At 59.4% G+C, this 23,162-nt stretch carries 26 protein-coding genes and 1 tRNA gene; 16 read left to right on the forward strand and 11 right to left on the reverse strand.

The features are described from left to right. Nucleotides 1–4 precede the first annotated feature (4 nt). From G6R15_RS09550 to G6R15_RS09565, 4 genes are read right to left on the reverse strand one after another with little or no spacing between them, the layout of a single operon-like run. Complete coding sequence (locus G6R15_RS09550; RefSeq protein WP_164659637.1) at nt 5–805, reverse strand: enoyl-CoA hydratase family protein; 801 nt, start codon at nt 803–805, stop codon at nt 5–7. After that, nucleotides 802–1,269 (reverse strand): MarR family winged helix-turn-helix transcriptional regulator, encoded by a 468-nt coding sequence (locus tag G6R15_RS09555; RefSeq protein ID WP_164659638.1) that lies wholly within the window; start codon nt 1,267–1,269, stop codon nt 802–804. Before G6R15_RS09555 ends, G6R15_RS09550 begins: the two co-directional genes overlap by 4 nt. Beyond that, nucleotides 1,266–2,024, reverse strand: a complete 759-nt coding sequence (locus G6R15_RS09560; protein WP_164659639.1) for an SDR family NAD(P)-dependent oxidoreductase — start codon at nt 2,022–2,024, stop codon at nt 1,266–1,268. The genes G6R15_RS09555 and G6R15_RS09560 overlap by 4 nt, the downstream gene beginning before the upstream one ends. Then, nucleotides 2,021–4,315: a bifunctional salicylyl-CoA 5-hydroxylase/oxidoreductase gene (locus tag G6R15_RS09565; protein ID WP_164659640.1), complete on the reverse strand. Its 2,295-nt coding sequence runs from the start codon at nt 4,313–4,315 to the stop codon at nt 2,021–2,023. Before G6R15_RS09565 ends, G6R15_RS09560 begins: the two co-directional genes overlap by 4 nt. 129 nt (nt 4,316–4,444) lie before the next feature. On the opposite strand from G6R15_RS09565, the gene G6R15_RS09570 reads away from it, so the two are divergent. From G6R15_RS09570 to G6R15_RS09595, 6 genes are all read left to right on the forward strand, one after another. Continuing rightward, nucleotides 4,445–5,218 carry an alpha/beta hydrolase gene (locus tag G6R15_RS09570; protein WP_164659641.1) on the forward strand — a complete coding sequence of 258 codons (774 nt, stop codon included), beginning with the start codon at nt 4,445–4,447 and terminating at the stop codon, nt 5,216–5,218. Between the two features lie 4 nt (nt 5,219–5,222). Further along, a complete protein-coding gene (locus G6R15_RS09575; RefSeq protein WP_164659642.1) occupies nt 5,223–6,056 on the forward strand; it encodes a tryptophan 2,3-dioxygenase in 834 nt (277 codons plus the stop codon). Between the two features lie 285 nt (nt 6,057–6,341). Beyond that, a complete protein-coding gene (locus G6R15_RS09580) occupies nt 6,342–7,223 on the forward strand; it encodes a xanthine dehydrogenase family protein subunit M (protein ID WP_164659643.1) in 882 nt (293 codons plus the stop codon). Continuing rightward, nucleotides 7,220–7,699: a (2Fe-2S)-binding protein gene (locus G6R15_RS09585; protein ID WP_164659644.1), complete on the forward strand. Its 480-nt coding sequence runs from the start codon at nt 7,220–7,222 to the stop codon at nt 7,697–7,699. Before G6R15_RS09580 ends, G6R15_RS09585 begins: the two co-directional genes overlap by 4 nt. Continuing rightward, on the forward strand, nt 7,699–9,939 hold the full coding sequence (locus G6R15_RS09590) for a xanthine dehydrogenase family protein molybdopterin-binding subunit (RefSeq protein WP_164659645.1): 2,241 nt from the start codon (nt 7,699–7,701) through the stop codon (nt 9,937–9,939). The genes G6R15_RS09585 and G6R15_RS09590 overlap by 1 nt, the downstream gene beginning before the upstream one ends. Continuing rightward, on the forward strand, nt 9,932–10,177 hold the full coding sequence (locus tag G6R15_RS09595; protein WP_164659646.1) for a MoaD/ThiS family protein: 246 nt from the start codon (nt 9,932–9,934) through the stop codon (nt 10,175–10,177). The genes G6R15_RS09590 and G6R15_RS09595 overlap by 8 nt, the downstream gene beginning before the upstream one ends. A gap of 1,188 nt (nt 10,178–11,365) precedes the next feature. Here the strand turns inward: G6R15_RS09595 and G6R15_RS09600 are convergent. Then, a tRNA-Thr gene (locus G6R15_RS09600) sits at nt 11,366–11,440 on the reverse strand. An 84-nt stretch (nt 11,441–11,524) separates the two neighbouring features. Here G6R15_RS09600 and G6R15_RS22725 point away from each other — a divergent pair. The 10 genes from G6R15_RS22725 (at nt 11,525) to G6R15_RS09645 (ending at nt 18,205) form a co-directional block, all read left to right on the forward strand. Next, nucleotides 11,525–11,680, forward strand: coding sequence for a hypothetical protein (locus tag G6R15_RS22725; protein ID WP_205520498.1), 156 nt, complete (start codon nt 11,525–11,527; stop codon nt 11,678–11,680). 6 nt (nt 11,681–11,686) lie between these two features. Then, nucleotides 11,687–12,952, forward strand: coding sequence for a UDP-N-acetylglucosamine 1-carboxyvinyltransferase (gene murA, locus G6R15_RS09605; RefSeq protein WP_164659647.1), 1,266 nt, complete (start codon nt 11,687–11,689; stop codon nt 12,950–12,952). Next, nucleotides 12,952–13,428 (forward strand): DUF2948 family protein, encoded by a 477-nt coding sequence (locus tag G6R15_RS09610; RefSeq protein WP_164659648.1) that lies wholly within the window; start codon nt 12,952–12,954, stop codon nt 13,426–13,428. Before murA ends, G6R15_RS09610 begins: the two co-directional genes overlap by 1 nt. After that, entirely contained in the window at nt 13,428–13,913 is a 486-nt protein-coding gene (locus G6R15_RS09615; RefSeq protein WP_164659649.1) for a GNAT family N-acetyltransferase, read from the forward strand. Before G6R15_RS09610 ends, G6R15_RS09615 begins: the two co-directional genes overlap by 1 nt. Before the next feature lie 81 nt (nt 13,914–13,994). Further along, nucleotides 13,995–15,296: a histidinol dehydrogenase gene (hisD, locus tag G6R15_RS09620; protein WP_164659650.1), complete on the forward strand. Its 1,302-nt coding sequence runs from the start codon at nt 13,995–13,997 to the stop codon at nt 15,294–15,296. Nucleotides 15,297–15,842: 546 nt separating this feature from the next. Then, nucleotides 15,843–16,169 carry a hypothetical protein gene (locus G6R15_RS09625; RefSeq protein ID WP_164659651.1) on the forward strand — a complete coding sequence of 109 codons (327 nt, stop codon included), beginning with the start codon at nt 15,843–15,845 and terminating at the stop codon, nt 16,167–16,169. A 107-nt stretch (nt 16,170–16,276) separates the two neighbouring features. Then, nucleotides 16,277–16,756: a UPF0262 family protein gene (locus tag G6R15_RS09630; RefSeq protein WP_164659652.1), complete on the forward strand. Its 480-nt coding sequence runs from the start codon at nt 16,277–16,279 to the stop codon at nt 16,754–16,756. Nucleotides 16,757–16,759: 3 nt separating this feature from the next. After that, entirely contained in the window at nt 16,760–17,221 is a 462-nt protein-coding gene (locus G6R15_RS09635; protein WP_164659653.1) for a low molecular weight phosphatase family protein, read from the forward strand. Beyond that, complete coding sequence (locus G6R15_RS09640; RefSeq protein ID WP_164659654.1) at nt 17,218–17,616, forward strand: ketosteroid isomerase-related protein; 399 nt, start codon at nt 17,218–17,220, stop codon at nt 17,614–17,616. The genes G6R15_RS09635 and G6R15_RS09640 overlap by 4 nt, the downstream gene beginning before the upstream one ends. After that, nucleotides 17,609–18,205: a GNAT family N-acetyltransferase gene (locus G6R15_RS09645; protein ID WP_164659655.1), complete on the forward strand. Its 597-nt coding sequence runs from the start codon at nt 17,609–17,611 to the stop codon at nt 18,203–18,205. Before G6R15_RS09640 ends, G6R15_RS09645 begins: the two co-directional genes overlap by 8 nt. On the opposite strand, the gene G6R15_RS09650 is transcribed toward G6R15_RS09645, so the two are convergent. From G6R15_RS09650 to G6R15_RS09675, 6 genes are read right to left on the reverse strand one after another with little or no spacing between them, the layout of a single operon-like run. Then, complete coding sequence (locus G6R15_RS09650) at nt 18,197–18,436, reverse strand: NnrT protein (RefSeq protein WP_164659656.1); 240 nt, start codon at nt 18,434–18,436, stop codon at nt 18,197–18,199. The two genes, G6R15_RS09645 and G6R15_RS09650, sit on opposite strands and share 9 nt — an antisense overlap. Continuing rightward, nucleotides 18,433–18,606 (reverse strand): protein NnrT, encoded by a 174-nt coding sequence (locus tag G6R15_RS09655; protein ID WP_164659657.1) that lies wholly within the window; start codon nt 18,604–18,606, stop codon nt 18,433–18,435. Before G6R15_RS09655 ends, G6R15_RS09650 begins: the two co-directional genes overlap by 4 nt. A 1-nt stretch (nt 18,607) precedes the next feature. Then, nucleotides 18,608–20,494, reverse strand: coding sequence for a nitric oxide reductase activation protein NorD (locus tag G6R15_RS09660; protein WP_164659658.1), 1,887 nt, complete (start codon nt 20,492–20,494; stop codon nt 18,608–18,610). A 5-nt stretch (nt 20,495–20,499) separates the two neighbouring features. Then, nucleotides 20,500–21,294: a CbbQ/NirQ/NorQ/GpvN family protein gene (locus tag G6R15_RS09665; RefSeq protein ID WP_164659659.1), complete on the reverse strand. Its 795-nt coding sequence runs from the start codon at nt 21,292–21,294 to the stop codon at nt 20,500–20,502. Nucleotides 21,295–21,297: 3 nt separating this feature from the next. Continuing rightward, nucleotides 21,298–22,647: a cbb3-type cytochrome c oxidase subunit I gene (locus G6R15_RS09670; RefSeq protein ID WP_164659660.1), complete on the reverse strand. Its 1,350-nt coding sequence runs from the start codon at nt 22,645–22,647 to the stop codon at nt 21,298–21,300. A gap of 20 nt (nt 22,648–22,667) precedes the next feature. Next, nucleotides 22,668–23,120 (reverse strand): cytochrome c, encoded by a 453-nt coding sequence (locus G6R15_RS09675; RefSeq protein ID WP_164659661.1) that lies wholly within the window; start codon nt 23,118–23,120, stop codon nt 22,668–22,670. Nucleotides 23,121–23,162: the final 42 nt, after the last annotated feature.

The following is a 23,162-nucleotide window of genomic DNA, read 5'->3' on the forward strand; positions in this document are numbered from 1 at the left end:
TTGCTCAATCCCCCTCGAACACAGGGCGTTCCTTGGCGACAAACGCCTGGTAGGCCCGTTCGAAATCGCCGGTCTGCATGCAGATCGCTTGTGCCTGCGCCTCGGCCTCGATGGCCTGCTCGATCGACATCGACCATTCCTGTGCCAGCATCGTCTTGGTGATCATGTGGCCAAAGTTTGGACCAGCAGCGATCTGTTCGGCCAGCTTTAGCGCCGAATTTTCCAGCTCCGCGGCGGGAACTACCTTGTTGTGAAAGCCCCAGGCCGCGCCTTCGTCCGCGGACATCGACCGCCCCGTGTAAAGCAGGTCGGCCGTACGCCCCTGACCGATGATCCGGGGCAGGATAGCGCAGGCGCCCATGTCGCAGCCTGCCAGCCCGACGCGGGTGAACAGGAACCCGACCTTGGCTTCGGGCGTCGCGATCCGCAGATCCGAGGCCATGGCGATGATCGCACCGGCCCCCACACAGATCCCATCAATCGCCGCGATGATCGGCTTGCCGCAGTTCACCATCGCCTTGACCAGATCACCGGTCATGCGGGTAAAGCGCAGCAGCTCTTTCATGTTCATCTTCGTCAACGGCCCGATGATGTCGTGCACATCCCCGCCCGAGCTGAAGTTGCCCCCGTTTGAGGCAAAGACCACCGCTTTTACCTGGTCATCATAATGCAGATCGCGGAACCAGTCGCGCAGCTCGGCGTAGCTGTCAAAGGTCAGCGGGTTCTTGCGGTCGGGCCGGTCCAGCGACACCGTGGCGATGCCGTCCGTGATGGTGCAATTGAAATGCGTCGTATCGGCGTTCATTGCGCCTCCTCCCTGATAATCCGGTCAAGCTGTTCGATCATGGCATTGGCTTCGTCGGCCTCCAGCGCGCCCAACAGCTCATTCACCCAGTGTTCGTGTTCTGATGCCTGACGTGCGAACTCCTCGGCCCCTTTGCGGGTCAAACGCACTCGGCTGGCGCGACGGTCACCCGGTACGGCCTCGCGCAGGGCGATCCCGTCGTCAACCAGCCGCTCGACGATGCCGGTGACATTGCCGTTTGATACTTTTAGCAGCCCCGAAAGCTCGCTCATCTTCAGCCCTTCGGCGTGGCGGCTGAGCGCCGACATCACGTCGAAGCGGGGCAGGGTCGAGGCGAATTCGGTCCGCAAGGATTCGCGCAGATCAGCCTCGACCGAGCGGGTCACCTTGAGCAGTTTCAACCACAGCCGCAGGCGCCCCTTGCTGTCGGGTTCGGGCGTCATTTCAGGTTCGGGGGATGTCATATTTCACCTCCGCTAAGGGTCAGGGTGTGGCCGTTGATCGAGCGCGCAGCGTCAGAGCAAAGCCAGAGCGCGGTGCCCGCGACCTCATCCGTCTGGATGAACCGTTGCTGCGGATTGGACTTGTAAAGCGATTTGGCGGCTTGCTCGGCGCTCATCCCGGTCTTGTCTGCGATGTTCTGGATCGAGCGATCCAGCAAGGGAGTCTGGGTAAAGCCGGGGCAAATGGCGTTGACCGTGATTCCGCCCTGCGCCAGTTCCAGCGCTAGCGCCCGCGTCAGTCCGACGACACCGTGTTTGGCAGCGACATAGCCCGAAACATAAGGATAGCCCTTCAAGCCAGCGGTCGAAGCGACGGCGATCATGCGACCCCAACCGTTTGATTGCATGTCGGGCAAAGCCGCCTGCCAGGTGTTGAACACGCCGGTCAGGTTGACTTGCAGCATGGCCGTCAGTTGATCGGATGTCATCTTGGCAAAGGGCACGCTGTCGGCGGCGCCTGCGTTGGCGATGGCCACCTCAACCGGCCCGTTCAATCCACGCGCTTGGGTGAAAGCGGCACTTGCAGCGCCCGCGTCAGTCACGTCACAGGTGATCCAGCCGATGAACTTGTGTTGCTTGGCCACCTCGCGCAGCGGCCCCTCGCGGCGGCCAAGGATGGTCACCTTGGCGCCCGCATGGGCCATTGTCTGGGCGATCTCGGCGCCGACACCGGTGCCGCCGCCGGTGATCAGGACATGTTTGCCCTCGACACTCACGCGCGGATCTCCGCTTCTGCTTCGCGGTCCGCCAGACGCCAGGCCTGATCGCGACCGGCGAGATAGGGCAGGGGCCAATCGGCATGCCGGTCGCCGATGCGAGCTGCCTCGTGTAGGGTCCAATAGGGATCGGCCAGATGCGGGCGGCCCACGCAGATCAGGTCGGCGCGTCCCGCCATCAGGATCGAGTTCGCATGGTCGGCCTCATAGATGTTGCCGACGGCCATGGTGGCAATCCCGGCCTCGTTGCGGATACGGTCGGAAAACGGCGTCTGGAACATGCGGCCATAGACCGGTTGCGCTTCGGTGGAGGTCTGCCCGGCAGAGACGTCAATGATGTCGGCTCCTACGGCGCGGAACAGGCGCGCGATCTCGACGGCTTCTTCCGGGGTGACCCCGGCGTCGCCGACCCAATCGTTGGCTGAGATGCGCACTGACATCGGTTTCGCCTCGGGCCAGACAGCGCGCATGGCGGCGAACACCTCGAGCGGATAGCGCATGCGGTTTTCGAGCGACCCGCCGTAGTCGTCAGTGCGTACGTTCGATACTGGCGAAATGAAGGACGAGATCAGATAGCCGTGCGCCGCGTGCAGTTCGATCATGTCGAACTCGACGCGGTTGGCCATTTCGGCAGCGGCGACAAACTGGTCCCGCACGTTATCCATATCGTCGCGGGTCATTTCACGCGGGGTGGCGTTGTTGTCGGACCAAGGCAGGGCCGAGGCCGACATGACCTCCCAATTCCCGTCTTTCAGGGGCGCGTCCATCGTCTCCCATCCCAATTGGGTCGACCCCTTGCGGCCCGAATGGCCGATCTGACAGCAGATCTTGGCTGGGGTGTGGTCGTGCACGTAGTTGGTGAGCCGCGACCAAGCGGCCTCATGCTCGGGGGCATAGAGGCCGGGACAGCCGGGCGTGATGCGTCCTTCGGGTGAAACACAGGTCATTTCGGTATAGACCAGCCCTGCACCGCCCTTGGCACGTTCGCCGTAGTGCACCAGATGCCAGTCGGTTGGGGCGCCATCGACGGCCTTGTATTGCGCCATGGGCGAGACGACGATGCGGTTTTGCAGCTCCATGTCGCGCAGGCGATAGGGGGCGAACATCGGGGCGCGCACCGGCTGAACGTCTCCTCCGGCGCGGGTCTGAAACCAGCCTTCGGCGGACTTAAGCCAATTTGCATCACGCAGGCGTAAATTCTCGTGGCTAATGCGTTGTGAGCGGGTCAGCAGGGAATAATTGAACTGCACCGGGTCCATGTCCAAGTACCGCTCAACCTGTTCGAACCACTCCAGAGAGTTGCGCGCCGCCGATTGCAGGCGCAGCACATCCAGGCGGCGTTCGTCCTGATAGCGCACAAATGCCTGCTCCAGCGTTGGTTCGGAATGCAGGAAGGTGGCCAGCGAAATGGCACTGTCAAAGGCCAGACGCGATCCTGATCCGATCGAGAAATGGGCAGTTGCTGCGGCATCACCCATCAGCACCACATTCTCGTGGTGCCATTTTTCGCACAGCACGCGAGGGAAGTTGATCCAGACCGCCGAGCCGCGCAGGTGGGTGGCATTCGACATCAGCGCATGACCATCCAGATGATCGGCAAAGATACGTTCGCAAGTCGCGACGCTGTCCTCTTTTGACATGTGTTCAAACCCGAAGGCGTTCCATGTCTCTTGGCTGCATTCCACGATCACGGTCGCGGTTTCATCGTCGAACTGATAGGCGTGGATCCAGACCCAGCCGTGTTTGGTCTTTTCAAAGATGAACGTAAAGGCGTCGTTGAATTTCTGGTGCGTACCCAGCCAGATGAACTTGCATTCGCGGGTGTCGACATCCGGCTTGAAGTGCTCGGCCAGATCGCTGCGCACGCGCGAGTTCAACCCGTCACAAGCCACCACCAGATCATATTCGGCCTGGTATTCAGCGATCGGGCGGGCCTCGGTCTCGTACTGCAAGTCAACGCCCAACTCGTGAGCGCGATCCTGCAGCAGGATCAGCATCTTCTTGCGCCCGATCCCGGCAAAGCCGTGGCCGCCTGATACTGTGCGGACGCCGTCATGCACCACGGCGATGTCGTCCCAATAGGCAAAGTTGGCGCGGATTGCTTCGGCGCTTTTGGGGTCATTTGTGGTCAGGTTCTCCAACGCGTCATCGCTAAGCACCACGCCCCAGCCAAATGTGTCATCGCCCTTGTTGCGCTCGATCACCGTCACCTCGTGCGAAGGATCGCGCAGCTTCATCGAGATCGCAAAGTAGAGCCCGGCTGGCCCGCCCCCAATACATGCAACGCGCATCGATTCCCTCCCGCTAACGGTGTTGTTGGGGGTACGATACCCCTGCTGGCAGTTATTTCAAGCATAAACCTTTAAGCTTGAAATAGATGAGTCTCGGGAATAGGTTGATCCCAAGACAGGGAGGATCGCATGATCGACTGGGATGATGCCTTTGACAATTCCGGCTACGTTGCGGGTTCGGACAAGCTGGCCGCAGCCTGGGCTGCGCAGGCAGAGTCTTATCGCGCCAAGGGCGGCGAGTTTGATCTGCCGTACGGCGATTGTGCCCGCAATCGCTTCGATCTGTTCCGCCCTCAAGGCCCGGCAAAGGGCCTGATCGTCTTTGTGCACGGCGGTTACTGGCAAATGCTGGACAAAAGCTATTGGTCCCATTTCGCTGCAGGTCCGCTATCGCGAGGATGGGCTTTGGCGATCCCCAGCTACACATTGGCCCCCCAAGCGCGATTGTCAGAGATGGTGACGGAAATCGCGGCGGCCACATCTGAGGCTGCGGGCATGGTGGATGGTCCAGTTCGCCTGATCGGCCATTCAGCGGGTGGGCATCTGGTGTCCCGCATGGCCTGCATGGACGGCCCCGAGTCAGATCGGCTGGACCGTGTGATCTCGGTCAGCGGCATCCACGATTTGCGTCCCCTGCTGTGGACTAAGATGAACGATGTCTTGCATTTGGACGCGTCCGAGGCGGAGGCGCAAAGCCCGGCATTGCTGCCAAAGCGCGCGGGTTTGGACGTGACGGCTTGGGTCGGCGCGCTTGAACGCCCCGAATTGGTGCGTCAGGCCCGTACTCTGTCAGAAAACTGGCAGGTTTCAAACGTTTTCGAACCCGATCAGGACCACTTTTCTGTGGTCGAGGCCATTGGCCAGCCGGGTTCTCCTCTTCTCACGGAATTGCTTAAGGATTGATCCGATGACACAGGCTTATGACCCCAGCCAGGATGGCGCAAAGATGTCCTATGCCAAAGACATGAGCTATGGTGACTATCTGCATATGGATCAGCTGTTGGCGACGCATGAGTTGCATTCCGATGCTCATGACGAACTGTTGTTTATCATCCAGCACCAGACATCCGAACTGTGGATGCGCCTGGTGCTGCATGAAATCGCAGCAGCGCGCGAACTGCTAAAAGGCGATGATTTCCGCCCGGCATTCAAGATGCTGAGCCGGGTGGCGCGGATTTTCGATCAGCTGAATTCGGCCTGGGACGTGCTGCGCACCATGACCCCCAGCGATTACACAACGTTCCGCGAGGCTTTGGGAAATTCTTCGGGCTTTCAATCGCACCAGTACCGGTTGATCGAATTCTCATTGGGGAACCGAAACCCGGCCATGTTGAAGGTGCACGAGCATCGCCCGGAATCGCTTCAGGTATTGTCGGACGAGCTGGCGCGTAAATCGCTATATCATGTGGCGCTGGACGCGTTGTCGGCAAAGACTGGTGTTGCCTTTGCACCAGAGGCCTGTCGATTGGACGCGCCCCACGTAGCCGACCCCGAGGTGCAACGGGCCTGGACCATGGTCTATGAGGATCCAAAGACCTATTGGGACCTTTATGAGCTTGCCGAAAAGCTGGTCGATCTCGAAGATTACTTCCGCCGCTGGCGGTTCAATCATGTCACGACCGTCGAGCGGGTGATCGGGTTCAAGAGGGGTACGGGCGGCACCAGCGGCGTGCAGTATCTGCGTCGTATGCTTGAGGTTGAACTGTTCCCAGAGCTCTGGCACCTACGCGGCGATCTGTGATCGGCGAGCACTCTTTTGCAAAAAGAGTGGGCCAGGAAATTTGTAATTTCCTGTGCGCCTTCAGATGCTTGGGGCTGGACGCCAGGTCACCGCGCGGCGCAACACTTTTCCAAAAAGTGTTACCAAGGAAATTTTATATTTCCTTACGCCGAGAGGTGGGTGACGAATTGCGACATTCATAGTTTGATCAAAGTGTCGCTACTGGCCATGGACCTGCCTGATTTGCTGTTCTAACGTCGCCTCAAACCACCCAGTCAATTCCTGACCAACAGGTGCGAGGTAAACATGAACTATCACAGCCCAGCCAGTTTCGCCGAAGCTTCGGCGCTGGCCGCAAATGTGGATGGCGTGACGCGGTTTCTTGCGGGCGGGACAGATGTCCTGGTGCAGTTGCGCGCGGACATCGTCACCCCCGACACGCTGATCGACATCAAGATGATCGACGGCGTCAGTGACATCATTCAAAACGACGACGGCAGTTGGACGCTTGGAGTGGCCGTGACTGGCGCTGAAATGACCGAACACGCCGGCCTGTCGCAGGACTGGCCCGGCGTGGTCGAAGCGATGGACCTTGTAGGTTCGACCCAAGTGCAGGGGCGCGCCACGCTTACCGGGAACCTGTGCAACGGCTCTCCGGCCGCAGATAGCGTTCCGGCCATGGTCGCGGCTGGTGTGACGGTCACCGTCACCAGCGCGGATGGCAGCCGTGAGGTCGCTGTCGAAAAAGTCCCAACGGGTCCCGGCCGCACTTCGCTGGCCAAGGGCGAACTGGTGTCGGCTGTGAACATCCCCGCACGTGGCGACAATGCAGGCGACGCCTATCTGCGGTTTATCCCACGCACCGAAATGGACATCGCGGTCGTTGGCGTAGCTGTTTCCTTGCGTCTTGACGGTGACATCGTGACCGAAGCGCGTGTCTGTCTGGGTGCCGTCGCCCCGACCGTTCTGTTGGTGCAGGACTGCGCGGATGCGATCAATGGTTCGACACTGGATGACGCGGCGCTGGATGCGCTGGCGGTTGCAGCTTCGGCCGCCTGCAATCCGATCACCGACAAACGCGGCACCGTTGAGTTCCGCACTGATGTTGCCGGCGTGCTGGCAAAACGCGCGGCGAAAATCGCCTATGCCCGTGCCAATGGCGAGACCGTGAAAGGAGATCACGCATGACCAAGATCCACGTCACAACAACCGTAAACGGCGACGAGACCGAGTTCCTGTGCGATCCACGCGAAACGCTGCTCGACGTGCTGCGCGACCGCCTGAACCTGACCGGCGCGAAAGAGGGCTGTGGTACCGGCGATTGCGGCGCTTGTTCGGTGACCATGGAAGGGCGGCTGGTTTGTTCGTGTCTGGTGCTGGGGGCCGAAGCCGAGGGCAAAGACATTGCCACGGTCGAAGGCATCGCGGATGGTGACACGCTCCACCCGTTGCAACGCAAGTTCATCGAACATGCCGCCCTGCAATGCGGCATCTGCACGCCAGGTATCCTGGTCGCGGCCAAATCGCTGCTGGAAAAGAACCCGGACCCGAGCGAGACCGAGGTCCGGTATTGGCTGGCGGGCAACCTTTGCCGGTGTACCGGCTATGACAAGATCATTCGCGCCGTGATGGACGCGGCCACTGAAATGCGGGAGGCGTCGTAATGGCTCTGGACGATCGTAAATCCGACTTCACCTTTATCGGCACACGCCCGGATCGCCCAGATGGGCTGGACAAGGTCACGGGTCGCGCCAAGTTCGGCGCCGATGCCGTTGCACCGGGGATGCTGTTTGGCGCCATCGTGCGCTCACCCCATGCTCATGCACGGATCGTCAAAATCGACACGTCCAAGGCCGAGGCCATGAAGGGCGTCAAGGCCGTGGTCACACGTGCCGATTTCGCAACTGGCCTGACGGGCGAATTCTGGAACGTGCAGGAAAACGTCATGGCGGGCGACACCGCGCTTTATGACGGTCACGCGGTCGCGGCGGTTGCAGCGAACTCGGCGCTGGATGCGCGCGACGCGGCCAAGCTGATCGAGATCGAATACGAAGTTCTGCCTCACGTCACTGACGTGGACAAGGCGATGGAAGCCGACGCACCTGTGATCCGCGACGGCACTGCCGATGGGTCGGTGCCCGAGGGCATGCACCCCAACGTCGTGCGCTACCACGAAAGCGGTCACGGTGATGTCGCGGCAGGCTTTGCCGCGGCTGATCTGGTGATCGAAGACAGCTTCAAAACCGAAGCAACCCATCAGGGTTACATCGAACCGCACGCCTGTCTTGCCTCGCTGGGTGCGGACGGCAAAGGGGAGCTGTGGTGCACCACGCAAGGGCATTGGTACGCGCAGAAACACTGCGCCGCGCTCTTGGGCATCGAAACCTCGCAATTGCGCGTGACCGCATCGGAAATCGGCGGCGGTTTTGGTGGCAAAACCACCGTGTTCATCGAACCGGTTGCACTGGCGCTGTCGCGCAAGGCCAACCGGCCGGTAAAGATGGTGATGAGCCGCTCTGAGGTGCTGCGCGCCACCGGCCCGACCTCGTCAACCTCGATGGACGTCAAGATCGGCATGACAAAGGACGGCACCATCACCGCCGCCGAAGGGGTGTTCCGCCTGCAAGGCGGCGCGTTCCCCGGTGCGCCGATGGAATTCACCGCCATGTGCGCATTCGCGCCCTATGCGTTGGAGAATGTGCGCCAAGTTGGCTATGACGTCATCGCCAACCGTCCGAAGCAGGCCGCCTACCGCGCGCCAGGCTCGCCTATGGCGGCGTTTGCGGTCGAGTCAGTGATCGACTTGCTATGTCAGCAACTAGATCTGGACCCCGTCGAAGTGCGTCTGAAGAACGCGTCGAAAAAAGGCACCAAAGCCAGCTATGGCCCGCGCTTTGATGACATCGGCCTGGTTGAATGTCTGGAAGCCGCTCGCGACCATCCACATTACTCGGCGCAGCTGGAACAGGGGCAGGGACGCGGGATTTCCTGTGGCTTCTGGTTCAACCACGGCGGCGAGACATCCGTGTCGCTGGCGCTGAGCGAGGATGGCACCGTGCAAGTTTCGGTCGGCACGCCCGACATCGGCGGCAGCCGCGCGTCCATGGCGCTGATGGCGTCGGAAACGCTGGGTATCCCGTACGAAAACATCCGCGTCACCATCGCGGACACCGCGACACTGGGCTACAACGACGTCAGCCACGGCTCGCGCGTGACCTATGCCAGTGGTTTGGCAACGATCAAGGCAGCGCAGGCCGCGATTGCCGAGATGTGCAAACGTGCAGCCGCTAAATGGGGTATCCCCGAGGATGCGGTGAAATGGGAAGACGGCTGCGCTGTGCCATCTGGCCCTAACGCTGGCGATTTCGAACCCTTGGCTATGGCCGACATCACCGCCGATATGGGCGCCACCGGTGGCCCGATCTCGGGTCATTTCGAGGCCACGCCCGAAGGGGCAGGGGTGTCGTTTGGCGTTCACATCGTGGACGCGCAGGTCGACCCGGAAACCGGCAAGACTTCCATCCCGCGCTACACCGTCATTCAGGACGCAGGCAAAGCGATCCACCCCGCATACGTCGAGGGACAGTTCCAGGGCGGTGCCGCACAGGGTATCGGTTGGGCGCTGAACGAGGAATATGTCTATGGAGAAGATGGGCGTTTGCAGAACGCCGTGTTCCTTGATTATCGCATTCCCGTCGCCTCGGACCTGCCAATGATCGACACGGTGATTGTCGAGGTTCCCAACCCTGGCCACCCCTACGGTGTACGCGGTGTGGGCGAGACCGGCATCGTGCCCCCGCTGGCGGCCATCGCCAACGCTGTGTCGCGTGCAGCAGGCGTGCGGATGTTCGAATTGCCGATGTCGCCGCCCCGCATTCTTGCGGCGCTCAAAGCGGATGGTTGAGGTCAACCTCTGGTCCGGACTGCGCAGTCTGACCGGCGGCAAACAGGTTGTGGAGGTCGAGGCCTCCACCGTCGGCGAGGTCCTGTCGGGCCTCGTCAAAGCCTATCCGCAGCTGAAAGGTCCGATCGAGGCCGGTGTTTCGGTGGCTGTCGATGGGCGCATCATCGCCAGTGGTCTGACCGAACCCGTCAGCCCCGGCAGCGAGGTCTATCTGATGCAACGTCTCAAGGGCGGGTGATGCCCGGGGCGTGACTTGAGGTTTGTCCCCCCTGCGGTTACAGCAGCGAACTGCACAACACGCACGGACACTTCTCGACTCTAATACCTGTCTTTCGCACTTTTTTCTTTTTGGGGTCGGTTTTGTTAGGCGCTTCCGTGCAAGCTCAACCGAGCCATGAGCTGCAGGTCGCGGCCCTTACCGTCCTTCGGGACGATCGCGTCCAGATCCGCTATGAAATCCGGAACACTTCGGATCGCCCGGTCTGCCTGCCGGCGACTGACGGGGCCCTTTGGTGTTTGTCGAGCAGTTTGGCGCGACCGACAACATACCTATGGCGCGAGCTGACGGAGGGGCAACTGGGGAGGAACGGTTTCGCAGCTTCTATCTATCGCTTCGCCCAGGGCAAAGATTCTTGTCGAGTGTGGTTTATTCAGCCAAAGATTTCGCAGGATTTCACCCCTCGGATGGTCAAGTGGAACAACCACCACAGGTTGAGCGCGATCCGCTGTTTGTGATCCTGTCCCTGCCACTTAGAAATTGTCCTTTGATTCAGCACAATGGTGCGCTGACGTTTAACGGAACCTGGCATGTCACTCGTGTTGTCAGGTCGTTACCGTCGCGCGTTTTCAGCTCGCGTTGGTCTAGACGCAACTGATTGGTTAGCGATTTATTAATCCATTGAATTTTAGATTGTAGCACATGTGGGGCCGTCCATTGCCCCTGCTCGGCAGGCTCGTCGTTTTCAGGGCGGCTACCACACAAAAATACGCAAGACTTTTCGCTGCGTCCGATTCGGATGCTACATTTTCGAGTTGCTGGAGTTTCGAATTATGACACTTCGTTTGATGAACTGCGGATATTGCACTCACCGGCTTCGGTTTGGTGCCAACCGATGCGGGAAATGCTATCAGAAAGCACCGCTGGTGAATCGGTTTTGGCGAATTTCGACGGGCCTTGGCTTGGCCACAATCATGGTTGTCCTGGCTTTTTCTGCGACGATCAGCTGAAGGCGCATGTTTTTTGGGAGGTTGGTAGCAGGCTTTGCAGTTGAAACTGAGCAACCTGGCGATTTCCCAAAGGGGTCTTTCGTTACGACCCAAGGGGCCCGAAGTCATGCATGGGCTGCTTTGATTACCTGGGGAAAATCGACGTCATCAATCTTACTTGAAGCCGCAAGGTTTTGAAATTTAAAGATTAATTCAGATATGGTGCTGCTGGAGAGAATTGAACTCTCGACCTCTCCCTTACCAAGGGAGTGCTCTACCTCTGAGCTACAGCAGCGCCGTGGTGGGGTGATTAGCTCCAAACGAAACAGGGTGCAAGGGTTATCTGGACGCTTTTTTTCCGCTCCTGTAGAGAGGGGGCATGGCAGACAAAGACACACCCCGAAATAAGGCAAAGACCGAAGCGTCGCGCGAAGACAGGCTTAAGGCGGCGCTCAAGGCGAATCTGGGTCGGCGTAAGGCGCAGGCCAAGGCGCGCACGGTTCAAAGCGACGGTAACGAAGAAGGCGAGGGTTAAGAGCAGATGGATTCGATTCTGGTGACAGGGAATGGCGAGCTGAACGGCCAAATCCCAATTGCAGGGGCAAAAAACGCGTGTCTGACGCTGATGCCCGCCACATTGCTCAGCGAAGAGCCGTTGACACTGACCAACGCGCCACGCTTGAGCGACATCAAGACCATGACTGCTTTGTTGCAGTCGCTGGGGGCCGAGGTCTCAACCCTGCAGGACGGTCAGGTCATCGCCATGTCCAGTCACGACCTGACCAGCCACACGGCGGATTACGATATCGTGCGCAAGATGCGCGCTTCGAATCTGGTTCTTGGGCCGATGTTGGCGCGTCTGGGGCAAGCGATTGTATCGCTGCCGGGTGGCTGTGCAATTGGCGCGCGCCCGATGGATTTGCACATCGAAGGCCTCGAAGCTCTTGGGGCCGAGATTGAACTCAAGGACGGTTACTTGCACGCTGTTGCTCGGGGCGGTCTCAAGGGGGCAGTTCATGAAATGCGCTTTGCCTCTGTTGGGGCGACCGAGAACATCGTTATGGCGGCGACGCTGGCTAAGGGCACCACGGTGCTCAAAAACGCGGCGCGCGAGCCCGAGATTGTGGATTTGGTTGACTGCCTGCGCAAAATGGGTGCCCAGATCGCGGGCGAGGGGACGTCAACCATTGAAATTCAAGGCGTTGATCGCCTGCACGGCGCGACGCATCAGGTTGTCACTGACCGGATTGAATTGGGCACATACATGTTGGCCCCGGCGATTTGTGGTGGCGAAGTTGAGCTGTTGGGTGGGCGCTTGAGCCTGGTGGGGGCGTTTGTTGAGAAACTGGATGCCGCCGGGATTGATGTGGAAGAGACCGCAAAGGGGCTGAAAGTACGCCGTCGCAATGGCCGTGTTCAGGCCGTTGACGTGACGACTGAGCCGTTCCCGGGTTTCCCGACGGATTTGCAGGCCCAGATGATGGCTCTTTTGTGCACGGCCGAAGGCACCAGCGTTTTGGAAGAGAAGATCTTCGAAAACCGGTTCATGCATGCACCGGAGTTGACACGCATGGGTGCGCACATTGACGTGCAAGGCGGGACAGCCACGGTAACCGGAGTCGAACGCCTTAAGGGTGCGCCGGTGATGGCAACTGATTTGCGGGCCAGTGTGTCACTGATTCTGGCCGGATTGGCGGCCGAAGGCGAAACCGTGGTCAGCCGGGTCTATCATCTGGATCGTGGCTATGAACATGTGGTGCGCAAGCTGGAAGGCGTGGGCGCAAAAATCGAACGGATCAAAAGCTGATGGCAGACGCAACATTCGAAGATGGTCGCGAGGCACCGCTGAACCTGGGTGCGCTGGACGGCGAAGACCTCAAGGTGGTTTCGACTCTGACGCAGGATGCGGTGTTTCCGATCACCGAAATGTCCTGGCGCGCGTCCGAGCGGCGGTTTGCGCTTCTTGTAAACCGATTTCGGTGGGAAGACGAAGACGCGGCTCGCAAACGGGGTCGCGCATTCGAGCGGGTACAATCGGTTCTGGTGGTCGACAATGTGCTGACGGTTGCAAGCCAGGGCATCGACCGATCCGACAAAGACATGGTGCTGTCCCTGCTGTCGGTAGAATTTGAAGCGGGCGACGACGGCGCGGGTCACGTCTTGCTGACACTGGCGGGTGACGGCGCAATTCGGTTGCAGGTCGAAGCGCTTGAAGTTTCGCTGAAAGATGTCACGCGCCCCTATCTGGCTCCGTCGAAACACGCGCCCAATCATTCGGAATAATGCGGAACAAGCGAGGCATTTCACAGACGTTTGGTGGGGTGCCTCAGGCGCTGGTTGTGCGATCGGCCACTGTGTTTGACGTCTTTGACATAAGCAGAGTTCTGATCCGCTCGATCACGGAACTATGTAAGGCGGATCATCACGGCGACCCGGAGAGGATCGCTGAATGGACCGCGAACAAATCACCCGAAAGTGTTCGGCAGTGGTTGAGCGGTCCGCATAGTGTGTGGGTCGCTGAAATAGACGGGGTCTCCTGCGGAGTTGCAGCGGCATCACCCGATGGCGAGGTGTCGGTTCTCTATGTCGACCCTTCAGCCGTAGGGTGCGGCGTTGGTGCGGCGTTGCTGGCCCAAGTGGAACAGCATTTGCGAGATGCCGAATTTGTTCACGCCAAGCTGGAAAGCACAGCCGCCGCGCTTGAGTTCTACACTCATCATGGGTGGATAAGGGGCGGTGACGGCCTGCGCATGACCAAGTTACTCTGAGCAGGGCCCATTGCCGCAAGGCGCGCATACAGCTTGAGGCCGCTGGAGGGGCCGGGTATGTGACCGGCAAAGGAGACACCGATGCCCCAGTTCCTCAACACCACTCAGCCCGATTTCGAACAGGCCTTTGCGGATCTGTTGGGTGCCAAGCGCGAAGACAGCCCGGATGTGGATGACGTCGTGGCAGGGATCATCGCAGACGTCCGCGCGCACGGTGATGCCGCCGTGATCGAGCTGACGGAACGGTTCGACCGAATGACACTGACGCCCAAGACATTGGCGATTTCAGCGGCTGAGGTTGACGCCGCAATCGCCCAGGTGCCGGACGAGGAGCGGACAGCCCTGGAATTGGCCGCAGAGCGCATCCGCGCCTATCACGCGCGCCAAATGCCATCGGATGACAGCTGGACGGATGAGAGCGGTGCGACTTTGGGCTGGCGCTGGTCTGCGGTTTCTGCTGCCGGGCTGTATGTCCCGGGCGGGCTGGCGTCTTATCCTTCGTCCGTGCTGATGAACGCCATTCCAGCCAAGGTGGCTGGGGTCGAACGTCTGGCCATCACAGTGCCTACACCAGACGGGCAGATCAACCCACTTGTCCTATTGGCGGCGCGGCTGTCAGGCGTGGATGAAATTTATCGCATCGGGGGGGCGCAGGCGATTGCGGCGCTCGCTTATGGGACCGAAACAATCGCCCCGGTCGACAAGATCACAGGCCCCGGCAACGCCTTTGTGGCCGCCGCCAAGCGCCGAGTGTTCGGTAAGGTGGGCATCGACATGATTGCAGGCCCGTCCGAGATCCTGGTGATTGCGGACAAGGACAACGATCCTGACTGGATCGCACTTGATCTTCTGAGCCAGGCCGAACACGACGAAAGCGCGCAATCGATGCTTATCACCGATGACGAAGCGTTTGGTCGCGCTGTTGGTGCAGCCGTCGAGAAACGTCTCATCTCCTTGCAGCGCCGCTCTATCGCCGGTCCTAGCTGGCGCGATTTTGGCGCTGTCATTACCGCGCGCAATTTGGACGAGGCAGCGGCCTTGTCGAACCGGATTGCCCCCGAACACCTTGAGCTCTGCGTGGCAGATCCCGATGCGCTCAGCATGAAGACGGTTCATGCCGGAGCGATCTTTCTCGGGCAATTCACGCCAGAGGCAATTGGTGACTATGTAGGTGGGCCGAACCATGTGCTGCCCACAGCGCGGTCTGCGCGGTTCTCGTCCGGTTTGTCGGTCATGGATTTCCTCAAGCGCACCACGCTCAGCAAGATGACACCGGACGCTTTGCGCGCTATTGGACCTGCGGCCGAACGCTTGGCGCAGTCCGAGAGCCTTGAGGCGCATGGGCTGTCGGTCAAGGTGCGTCTGGACGCGCTCAACCGCTAGGCTCTTACCCTCCCACTTGGTAATTGGGCGCAGGGATGGGTCGACGGGATGTCCTGTGCAAGCCTTTCGGTCACCGGCGCTTGGACCCGTGTTTCTTCGCCAGCGGTATTGTGGCCCTGGCTGCGGATTGAGCGATACAGAATCCGCATTTCGGCCCAACCTTTTAGTGCTGTCATACAGCGCGTCACCATCAGGTGGGACATGTCCAGACGGCAGGTTGCTTCGTTGGGCCGCCAACATCTAACATGATAACAAAGGCTTACGAACAATTGAAGCGATCCATCTAATTGCTTCGATTTTCACAGCTCTGTTTTGATTTTGTGCGATACTTGTGTCGGATCTAGAAACCCATTTTGGGGGGTAAACCGCAACCAACGAACCTGAATCCAGGAAAACCATCACTGGAACATTCGCTGCCGCGACCCTGAGTGCGGGCAAAAAACAAGCCGCCCACTTGTTGATCGCTCCCTACAACTCGGACGGAAAAGCTTTTTCGCCGTCACCTTGACCTTGATCGAAAGTCCGATCGAGACTGTTCGGGTTGGCGTGGTTGTTGACGACAACCTGCATGTTTGGATCGCCGACACTCAGACGCCTAAGAACCGAAAAAATTGGGACCTGAAGCTGGGCACGCTTAAGGGCTTGATACCTGGGCGCATTATACCCGGACACTATTTGGGGGACGTCAAGTTTGACCACTCAGCATTGGGTTTTACCCGTCAATATGTGACCCGGTTCGAAGGATCGACCGCAACGCCGGACACCGCAGAAGAGCCGCTTGGCGTGGTGACAGAATTCTATCCTGACTTCCCAATCACTGCGGGTTTGGGCCGCAGCGCCAAGGTGATCATGGGCGAGGCTTCGTGGCCCTGATGCAGCATTCAATTTGTCGAAGCCGAGCAGGAGCAACCGGGCGTTGCCCCTGCGTGTGTGTTCATGTAGGACCTTCCGGAACTTACGCTGACCGAGACCTCGAGCCGATGAACCGCATCAGTCAAATCGAACTGGACGACCGTAACCTGCCTCCGCCGACTCCCGAGATCGAGCAGGAGCGCAAAGTCGCGATGTTTGACCTGCTGGAAGAGAACAGCTTTGCCCTGCCCAAACGGGATGATCGCGCACTTCCAGACGGACCCTATCACCTGAATCTGTCGATCCGTGAGAAGCGACTGGTGTTCGACATCACGACGGAAGCCGAGGAAAAAGCGGCCGAGTTTCATTTGTCGTTGGGTCCGTTCCGCCAGGTTGTAAAAGACTACTTCCAGATTTGTGAAAGTTATTTCAACGCGGTGAAAACCCTGCCGCCCAGCCAGATCGAGACCATCGACATGGCCCGCCGCGGCATTCACAATGAAGGCAGCCGGGTCTTGCAGGAACGGCTTGAAGGGAAAGCCGACATTGACACCGACACCGCTCGCCGTCTGTTCACGCTGATCTGCGTGCTGCATTTCGGAGGCTGACAGGTGGTCTTACCGCTTCCGCAGTCGATTTTGTTCTGTTGCGACCACAATGCGGTGCGTTCCCCGATGGCCGAAGGGATCATGAAAAAATACTATGGAATGGACACTTACGTTCAGTCCGCAGGTGTTCACAATGACATGGAGATTGACGGCTTTTCTATCGCCGTCTGCCAGGAAATGGATGTCGAGCTCAGCCGCCATCGCTCGCGGTCCTTTGACATGATGGAAGAATGGGGCGATGACCTCAGCTCGTTCGATCTGGTGGTAGCCTTGTCGCCCGCCAGTCAGCGTCGGGCTTTGGAACTCACGCGATATTTTCACCTCGATGTCGAATATTGGCCAATAATGGACCCTACTGGGCTCGGCGAGACGCGGACCGACAAGCTAAACAGCTATCGACAGACCCGCGATCAGATCATTCAGCATCTTAAGGATCATTGGGGCGAACCAACGGAGATGACATGAGCGACACCGTCAAACGCTATTTTGCGGCCTTCAACGCGGGCGATGTGGACACCATGCTGGACTGCTTGTCCGACGATGTAGCCCACCACGTGAACGAGGGGCAGATAAGGGTGGGGCGTGAGAAATTCGCTGACTTTTGCGCCCACATGAACCGCTGCTACAAAGAGGAACTGACCGATATGGTTGTGTTCGAGGCAGGCGAAGGCACCCGCGCAGCGGCGGAATACATCGTTAACGGCACTTACCTGAAAACGGATGCAGGGTTGCCCGAGGCGAACAGCCAAGCTTATCGCTTGCCTGCCGGTTCGTTCTTTGATCTGCGTGACGGCAAGATCACCCGCGTCACCACCTATTACAACTTGGCGGATTGGGTGAAACAGGTCTCCAATGGCTAAGGTCACGGATGTCCGTGTCCTGACCGGGGCGGCGCTGAATGGCGCGCTGGACGATGTCGCGGCCCTGAGGATGGTGGTGTTTCGGGCCTTTCCCTATCTTTATGATGGGGATTTGGCGTACGAACGCGACTATCTGCAAACCTATTGTGACAGCAAGGATGCGATCCTAGTCGGCGCTTTCGATGGCGATAGGTTAATTGGAGCGTCTACCGGTACGCCGCTGGTCGATCACGCCGACGATTTCGGGGCAGCCTTTGCCGGGACGGGCCACGATTTGGCGGAAGTGTTCTATTGTGCTGAATCCGTGCTGTTGCCCGCGTATCGGGGGCAGGGTGTAGGGCATCAATTTTTTGATCTACGCGAGTCACACGCGCGCGGGTTGGGGTTTTCCAAGATCGCGTTTTGTGGCGTTCAACGCCGTTCCGATCACCCCCTGCGGCCAGCCGACTATCAGCCGCTTGATCCGTTCTGGACCGCACGCGGTTATGCCAAGGTGTCTGGGGCCGTCGCTCAATTTTCGTGGAAGGATCTGGGCGAGGCACAAGAAACCTTAAAGCCGCTTCAATTCTGGTTGCGCGCTTTAGGGTGATCCCCGGTGTTCAGCCACATCCATCAAGCGCCTGATGTGCTTGGCGAAATACCACGTTGCCGGAACGCCGATGACGCATCCGATCACGATGGACCAAGCGGCGGATAGCACTGGCAGGCCCACCCAACTGAAGATCAGGCTCGCGAAGAACACATTCACCGCCATGGCACCTGCGCCAAACGGGTACAAGAACAGTGTGATCCAGGCGATGGACCTGGTTCTGGGTGTCATCGACGCGACACCAGCCAATGCACAACGCCCAAGGCCGCGAGCAGAGCAATGCTGCCAACGGCGAACCAGAACTCGGCCGTGGCGGATTGCGCCTGTGGGATCGGGCGGTCAAAACTGCCTGCCCAGGCTGGTGATGTCAGGAACAGCAGAAGTATCGAGGGTATCCGCATGTCAGGTCTCCTTTGTCAGGGTGCGATAGATTTCGGGAAGGGCACGGGTCAACCGCTCGGGGTTGGGCAGCAGGGTAAAGCCACCACGTCCAAAGATGCGAGCGAACCAGTCCTGGCCATCTTCATCAATGATGACCCCATGCAGGCTCAGCCCCATGCGCCGCGCCTCGCGCACGGCCATGTGGCTGTCTTCGATGCCGTGCTGGCCCTCGTAATGATCCAGATCGTTCGGTTTGCCATCTGTCAGAACGATCAGCAGCTTGTGGGCCGACGGTTCCTCGGCCAGTTGTGCGCTGACGTGGCGAATGGCGGCGCCTAGCCGGGTGTAGTGCCCGGGCCGAAGCGCGCCAATGTTGGCGGTGGTTTCGCCGTTCAGCGGTGCGTCAAAGGATTTGCATTTGGTCAGGAATACCCGGTCTCGCCGAAGTGAGGAAAACCCCCAGATGCCCAACCGATCCCCGGCGGCGTTGATGCCGGCAGCAAGAGCAGCCATGGCTTCGCGTGCAACTTCGATCACGGACGTGTCGCCAATGGCGGCCTCGGTCGAGCGGGAATTGTCAATCAGAAAGGCAACAGACAAGTCACGGTCCGTTTGACGCAAGTCTTGCCAGATACGGTCCGACCCGCGGCCGGTCGCGACCAGATCGGCCCGCGTCGTCAGCAGAGCGTCCAGATCCAATTCAGAGCCGTCGACCTGCCGGGGCTGCAGGATTCGCCGGGGGCGCAAGGCTTCGAACTGACGTCTGACCTCGCGTACGCGGCGTTCGTTGGGGTGGAAAGGGTGCGCCTCATCTGGTTGAGCTGGTGCTTCGAGCACGCGGCAATGCCCGTCCATGTAGCTGCGCGAGCGATGGTTCCATTCGGGATAGGTGAACTGGCCAGCCAGCGTTTCGTGATCGGCGTCGGCGGGGGACAGATCCAGGTGCAATCGCAGACGCGTTGCGGCCTTGCGGTCCTGTTTGGACAGGGTGATCTGGTCCTGATCTTCTGCGGCTTTCTGCGCGTTCTCGTCGTCGTCATCATCGACGCTGCGGTTGATATTCATCGACTCGACCCAGGACAGGATCGATTCAAAGCGGTGAATGATAAAGCTGTCCTTACGATTCTGTTGGTCCTGATCCTTGCGTTGACCGAGCTTGCGACTGGTGTGCGCCGCATTGGGGGGTGGGGCGACTGTGTCGGCTTGTTCGTCCGAGGCCGCGGCGCCAGAGCCGGGTTTGCTGTATCTGAGCCAGATGGGAACGGGTGCAAAGGGTTTGTAGCCTCGAAGGGTATCGCCTGCTTCGAGATTGAAGGACGCCCCACATAGCTGATCGCAAACGGCTTTTTCTAGCGCCGCCTCGAGCCCGGACCGGATGACCTGTGGTCGGGTCGCTACGCAGTGCTGCGCCATATCAGAGTATGCCTCGCGCAACCCCGGACAGTGCCTGAATGCCAAATCGGCAGCGTGGGTATTGGCTTGAATTTGCGCCACGTCCAAGGCAGGGCCGCCTTCAGGCAGATCAATCTTGGATAGCTGACTGACGGCAGCTTGTGCCACCAACCAGAAATACGCCGCCCGGTTCAAACGCGCCTCTGGGAAGGTTGCGATGGCGGGCGGCAAGGACAGGCGCTCGCCATCGTAGCTTGCCACCCATTCGCGATCCCGCTCGGCCCCCAGATTTCGACGCATGGGGCGGCGGTGCCGAACCAGCGTGGCCGGAACTTCGGTCAGTTCCACGCCCTTGGCGCCACCCAAGGCCCGAAACAGCACCGCCAGACTGGAGCGGACCGAGGCGAGGGTCACCGCCGCCGTTGGGTGGCTTTCGGTCTGAGAGATACCGCTGGCCATTTCGTGCCAGAGGTTGCCGACAGTTTCTTCGGGTTCCATGAGGTCGAGCAGTCGCATGAGGCTTATCCGTAGATGGTGGCGACCAGATCGCGCAGCGCCTGCTGCATGTCCGGCTCGTCAGTCAATGGCTCGACGATTGCGGCCTCAATGGCCTGGTTGACGCCCATTCCGCCCGCCATCAGTGTGGCGGCATAGATCAACAGACGAGTTGAAACGCCTTCTTCCAGGTCCATGCCCGACAGTTCGCGTATGTGAGCACCCAAGCGCACCAAGGGCGCGACGCGGCCCGGTTCCAACCGGCTTTCCTGGGCGACGATTGCAATTTCGGTCTCTTCGCGGGGAAAATCGAAAGAGATCGACAGAAAGCGCTGCCGGGTCGAGGGCTTTAGCCTTTTCAGCACGTTTTGATAGCCGGGGTTGTAGGACGCCACCAACATGAACTCGACCGGGGCCACCAGCTCTTCGCCTGTGCGGTCGATCATCAGCGTGCGCCGGGTGTCAGTCAGCGGATGCAGAACCACCGTGACATCTTTGCGTGCTTCGACCACCTCATCGAGGTAACAAATGCCGCCTTCGCGCACCGCGCGGGTCAGCGGGCCATCGACCCAGACGGTTTCGCCACCCTTGAGCAGATAGCGCCCGATTAAGTCCGCAGCCGACAGATCATCATGGCAGGCCACGGTATAGAGCGGTTTGCCCAGCTTCGCCGCCATGTGTTCAACAAAGCGGGTTTTGCCGCAGCCGGTTGGCCCCTTCAAAAGAAGGGGCAAACCATTGTCATAGGCCGTCTCGAACAGCTCGCACTCACGCGCAACGGGCTGATAATACGGCAGGGTAGGGTGGGATTGCATGTTCATGCCTTACTCTCCCGGAACCGAACTTGCGTCACCGGGGGTGATGACCTCTTGCTTGCGCACCACGAGCATCGAATAGATGTAGAGCAGAGCACCGATCACCACGGCAGCACCCGCGCCAAACCGCATCAGGTAGAACACGGACAGCGCGTCCTGGACTTCCATAAAGTAGTCACCAACAACCCGTTGCATGTGGGTTTGAATGGTGCCTGCAAAGGTCAGCACAAAAGTCATGAACGCCATGCCTCCGGTCATCAACCAGAACGAGGCCATGTTGAGCACCTGATTATAGGGCATCCGACCGCGCAGTATCGGCATCGCGTAGGTAAAGATCGCCAGGTTCAGCGCCACGTAAGCCCCGTAAAAGGCCAGGTGACCATGTGCGGCGGTGATCTGTGTGCCGTGGCTGTAAAAGTTCACGCCATGCAGCGTGTGCAGGAAACCCCAGACGCCAGCGCCAAAGAAGGCCACAGTTGACGACCCCAGCGACCACAACAGCGCGGCCTTGTTGGGATGGTTCTTGCGGCCTTTCCAGACCATGACAAAGGCAAAGCTCATCATCAGGAAGAAGGGGATCACCTCGAAGGTCGAAAAGATGGACCCGATCCACTGCCAGTAGCCTGGCAAGCCGATCCAGTAGAAGTGGTGTCCAGTGCCAAGGATGCCGGAGAACAGTGCGGTGGCAACGATGACATAAAGCCATTTTTCAACCACCTCGCGGTCCACGCCGGTCAGTTTCAGCAGCAGGAAGGCCAGAATTGCGGCCATTACCAGTTCCCAGGTCGCTTCGACCCAGAGGTGGACAACAAACCACCAGTACATCTTGTCCAGGCTCAGGTTGTCAGGGTTGATGAAGGCGAAGACCCACAAGAGCGACAGCAGCCACAGACCCATAAGCAGCACATTGGTGATCGCAGTCTTCTTACCCGCCAAAACGGTCATCGAGACGTTGAACAGGAAGATCAGCGCAGCAACGAGAATGCCGAACTTGACCCAGAGCGGTTGTTCCAGGAACTCGCGCCCCCCGTGGATACCCACAAGGTATGATCCAACAGCGCCCAATGTGCCCACCAACAAGATGATCAGCTGAATGTAGGCCAGCTTGACCGAATAGATCTCGCGCTCGGATTCCTCGGGGATCAGGAAATAGGCGGCCCCAAAGAAGCCCAACAGCAGCCAGACGATCAGGGCGTTGGTGTGGATCATGCGAATGATGTTGAACGGCAAAAGCTCGGCCAGGAAATTGGGCGAGACATAGATCCAGCCTGCCAACAGCCCACCCAGCACCTGAATGCCGAACAGGGCGATAGCGGCAAGGAAGTAGTACATCGCCACTTTTTGAGATTGATACTTCATGGTTTTTCTCCTTGCGCCCATTAACCTGCGTCGTTGGGCGGCCAGCCCTGCGTGTCGGTTTGGTCGGCCCAACGAAGGAACTCGGCCAGGCCGCGTGTCTCTTCTTCGGTCAGTTCGAAAAATGGCATCTGGCGTCGGCCTTCGATGCCGGTGGGCTGGGACTTCATCCAGCCATCCAGCACCTCATAGGCGTCCTCGGGCGACTCCATCACATCCCACCGGGTCATGACGTTGCCCAGTTCGGGCGCAAAATAGGCGCCTTCGCCGTGCAGGGTGTGACAGTTGATGCAGGAATGGCGTTCCCAGACATGTTTGCCCAGAATGACCTCTTCGCTCAGTTCCATACCTGCGGTTGATCGGTTCACCACGTATTTGTGGCTGTGGACGGTCATCCCCACAAAGATCACGACAAAGAATATCGAACCCCCGTAGAAGATGTTGCGCGCCCGCGATTTTGTTAAGATTTCAGCCATGCGTCGGCCTCCTTCAGCTCGGGATGCCTATTGGTAGCTTGG

Origin of the sequence: Tropicibacter sp. Alg240-R139 (assembly GCF_900537075.1) — a bacterium.
GTDB lineage: Bacteria > Pseudomonadota > Alphaproteobacteria > Rhodobacterales > Rhodobacteraceae > Falsiruegeria.

Bases quoted from the DNA above. Each gene is read 5' to 3' on its own strand.
- G6R15_RS09575 (WP_164659642.1), top strand. From the start codon at position 5,223: ATGACACAGGCTTATGACCCCAGCCAGGATGGCGCAAAGATGTCCTAT.
- G6R15_RS09665 (WP_164659659.1), bottom strand. From the start codon at position 21,294: ATGAACATGCAATCCCACCCTACCCTGCCGTATTATCAGCCCGTTGCG.
- G6R15_RS09590 (WP_164659645.1), top strand. From the start codon at position 7,699: ATGGCTCTGGACGATCGTAAATCCGACTTCACCTTTATCGGCACACGC.
- G6R15_RS09615 (WP_164659649.1), top strand. From the start codon at position 13,428: ATGCGGAACAAGCGAGGCATTTCACAGACGTTTGGTGGGGTGCCTCAG.
- G6R15_RS09555 (WP_164659638.1), bottom strand. From the start codon at position 1,269: ATGACATCCCCCGAACCTGAAATGACGCCCGAACCCGACAGCAAGGGG.
- G6R15_RS09645 (WP_164659655.1), top strand. From the start codon at position 17,609: ATGGCTAAGGTCACGGATGTCCGTGTCCTGACCGGGGCGGCGCTGAAT.
- G6R15_RS09570 (WP_164659641.1), top strand. From the start codon at position 4,445: ATGATCGACTGGGATGATGCCTTTGACAATTCCGGCTACGTTGCGGGT.
- G6R15_RS09580 (WP_164659643.1), top strand. From the start codon at position 6,342: ATGAACTATCACAGCCCAGCCAGTTTCGCCGAAGCTTCGGCGCTGGCC.
- G6R15_RS09550 (WP_164659637.1), bottom strand. From the start codon at position 805: ATGAACGCCGATACGACGCATTTCAATTGCACCATCACGGACGGCATC.
- G6R15_RS09675 (WP_164659661.1), bottom strand. From the start codon at position 23,120: ATGGCTGAAATCTTAACAAAATCGCGGGCGCGCAACATCTTCTACGGG.
- G6R15_RS09585 (WP_164659644.1), top strand. From the start codon at position 7,220: ATGACCAAGATCCACGTCACAACAACCGTAAACGGCGACGAGACCGAG.
- G6R15_RS09630 (WP_164659652.1), top strand. From the start codon at position 16,277: ATGAACCGCATCAGTCAAATCGAACTGGACGACCGTAACCTGCCTCCG.
- G6R15_RS09595 (WP_164659646.1), top strand. From the start codon at position 9,932: ATGGTTGAGGTCAACCTCTGGTCCGGACTGCGCAGTCTGACCGGCGGC.
- G6R15_RS09670 (WP_164659660.1), bottom strand. From the start codon at position 22,647: ATGAAGTATCAATCTCAAAAAGTGGCGATGTACTACTTCCTTGCCGCT.
- murA (WP_164659647.1), top strand. From the start codon at position 11,687: ATGGATTCGATTCTGGTGACAGGGAATGGCGAGCTGAACGGCCAAATC.
- G6R15_RS09650 (WP_164659656.1), bottom strand. From the start codon at position 18,436: ATGACACCCAGAACCAGGTCCATCGCCTGGATCACACTGTTCTTGTAC.
- G6R15_RS09640 (WP_164659654.1), top strand. From the start codon at position 17,218: ATGAGCGACACCGTCAAACGCTATTTTGCGGCCTTCAACGCGGGCGAT.
- G6R15_RS09565 (WP_164659640.1), bottom strand. From the start codon at position 4,315: ATGCGCGTTGCATGTATTGGGGGCGGGCCAGCCGGGCTCTACTTTGCG.
- G6R15_RS22725 (WP_205520498.1), top strand. From the start codon at position 11,525: ATGGCAGACAAAGACACACCCCGAAATAAGGCAAAGACCGAAGCGTCG.
- hisD (WP_164659650.1), top strand. From the start codon at position 13,995: ATGCCCCAGTTCCTCAACACCACTCAGCCCGATTTCGAACAGGCCTTT.
- G6R15_RS09660 (WP_164659658.1), bottom strand. From the start codon at position 20,494: ATGCGACTGCTCGACCTCATGGAACCCGAAGAAACTGTCGGCAACCTC.
- G6R15_RS09655 (WP_164659657.1), bottom strand. From the start codon at position 18,606: ATGCGGATACCCTCGATACTTCTGCTGTTCCTGACATCACCAGCCTGG.
- G6R15_RS09610 (WP_164659648.1), top strand. From the start codon at position 12,952: ATGGCAGACGCAACATTCGAAGATGGTCGCGAGGCACCGCTGAACCTG.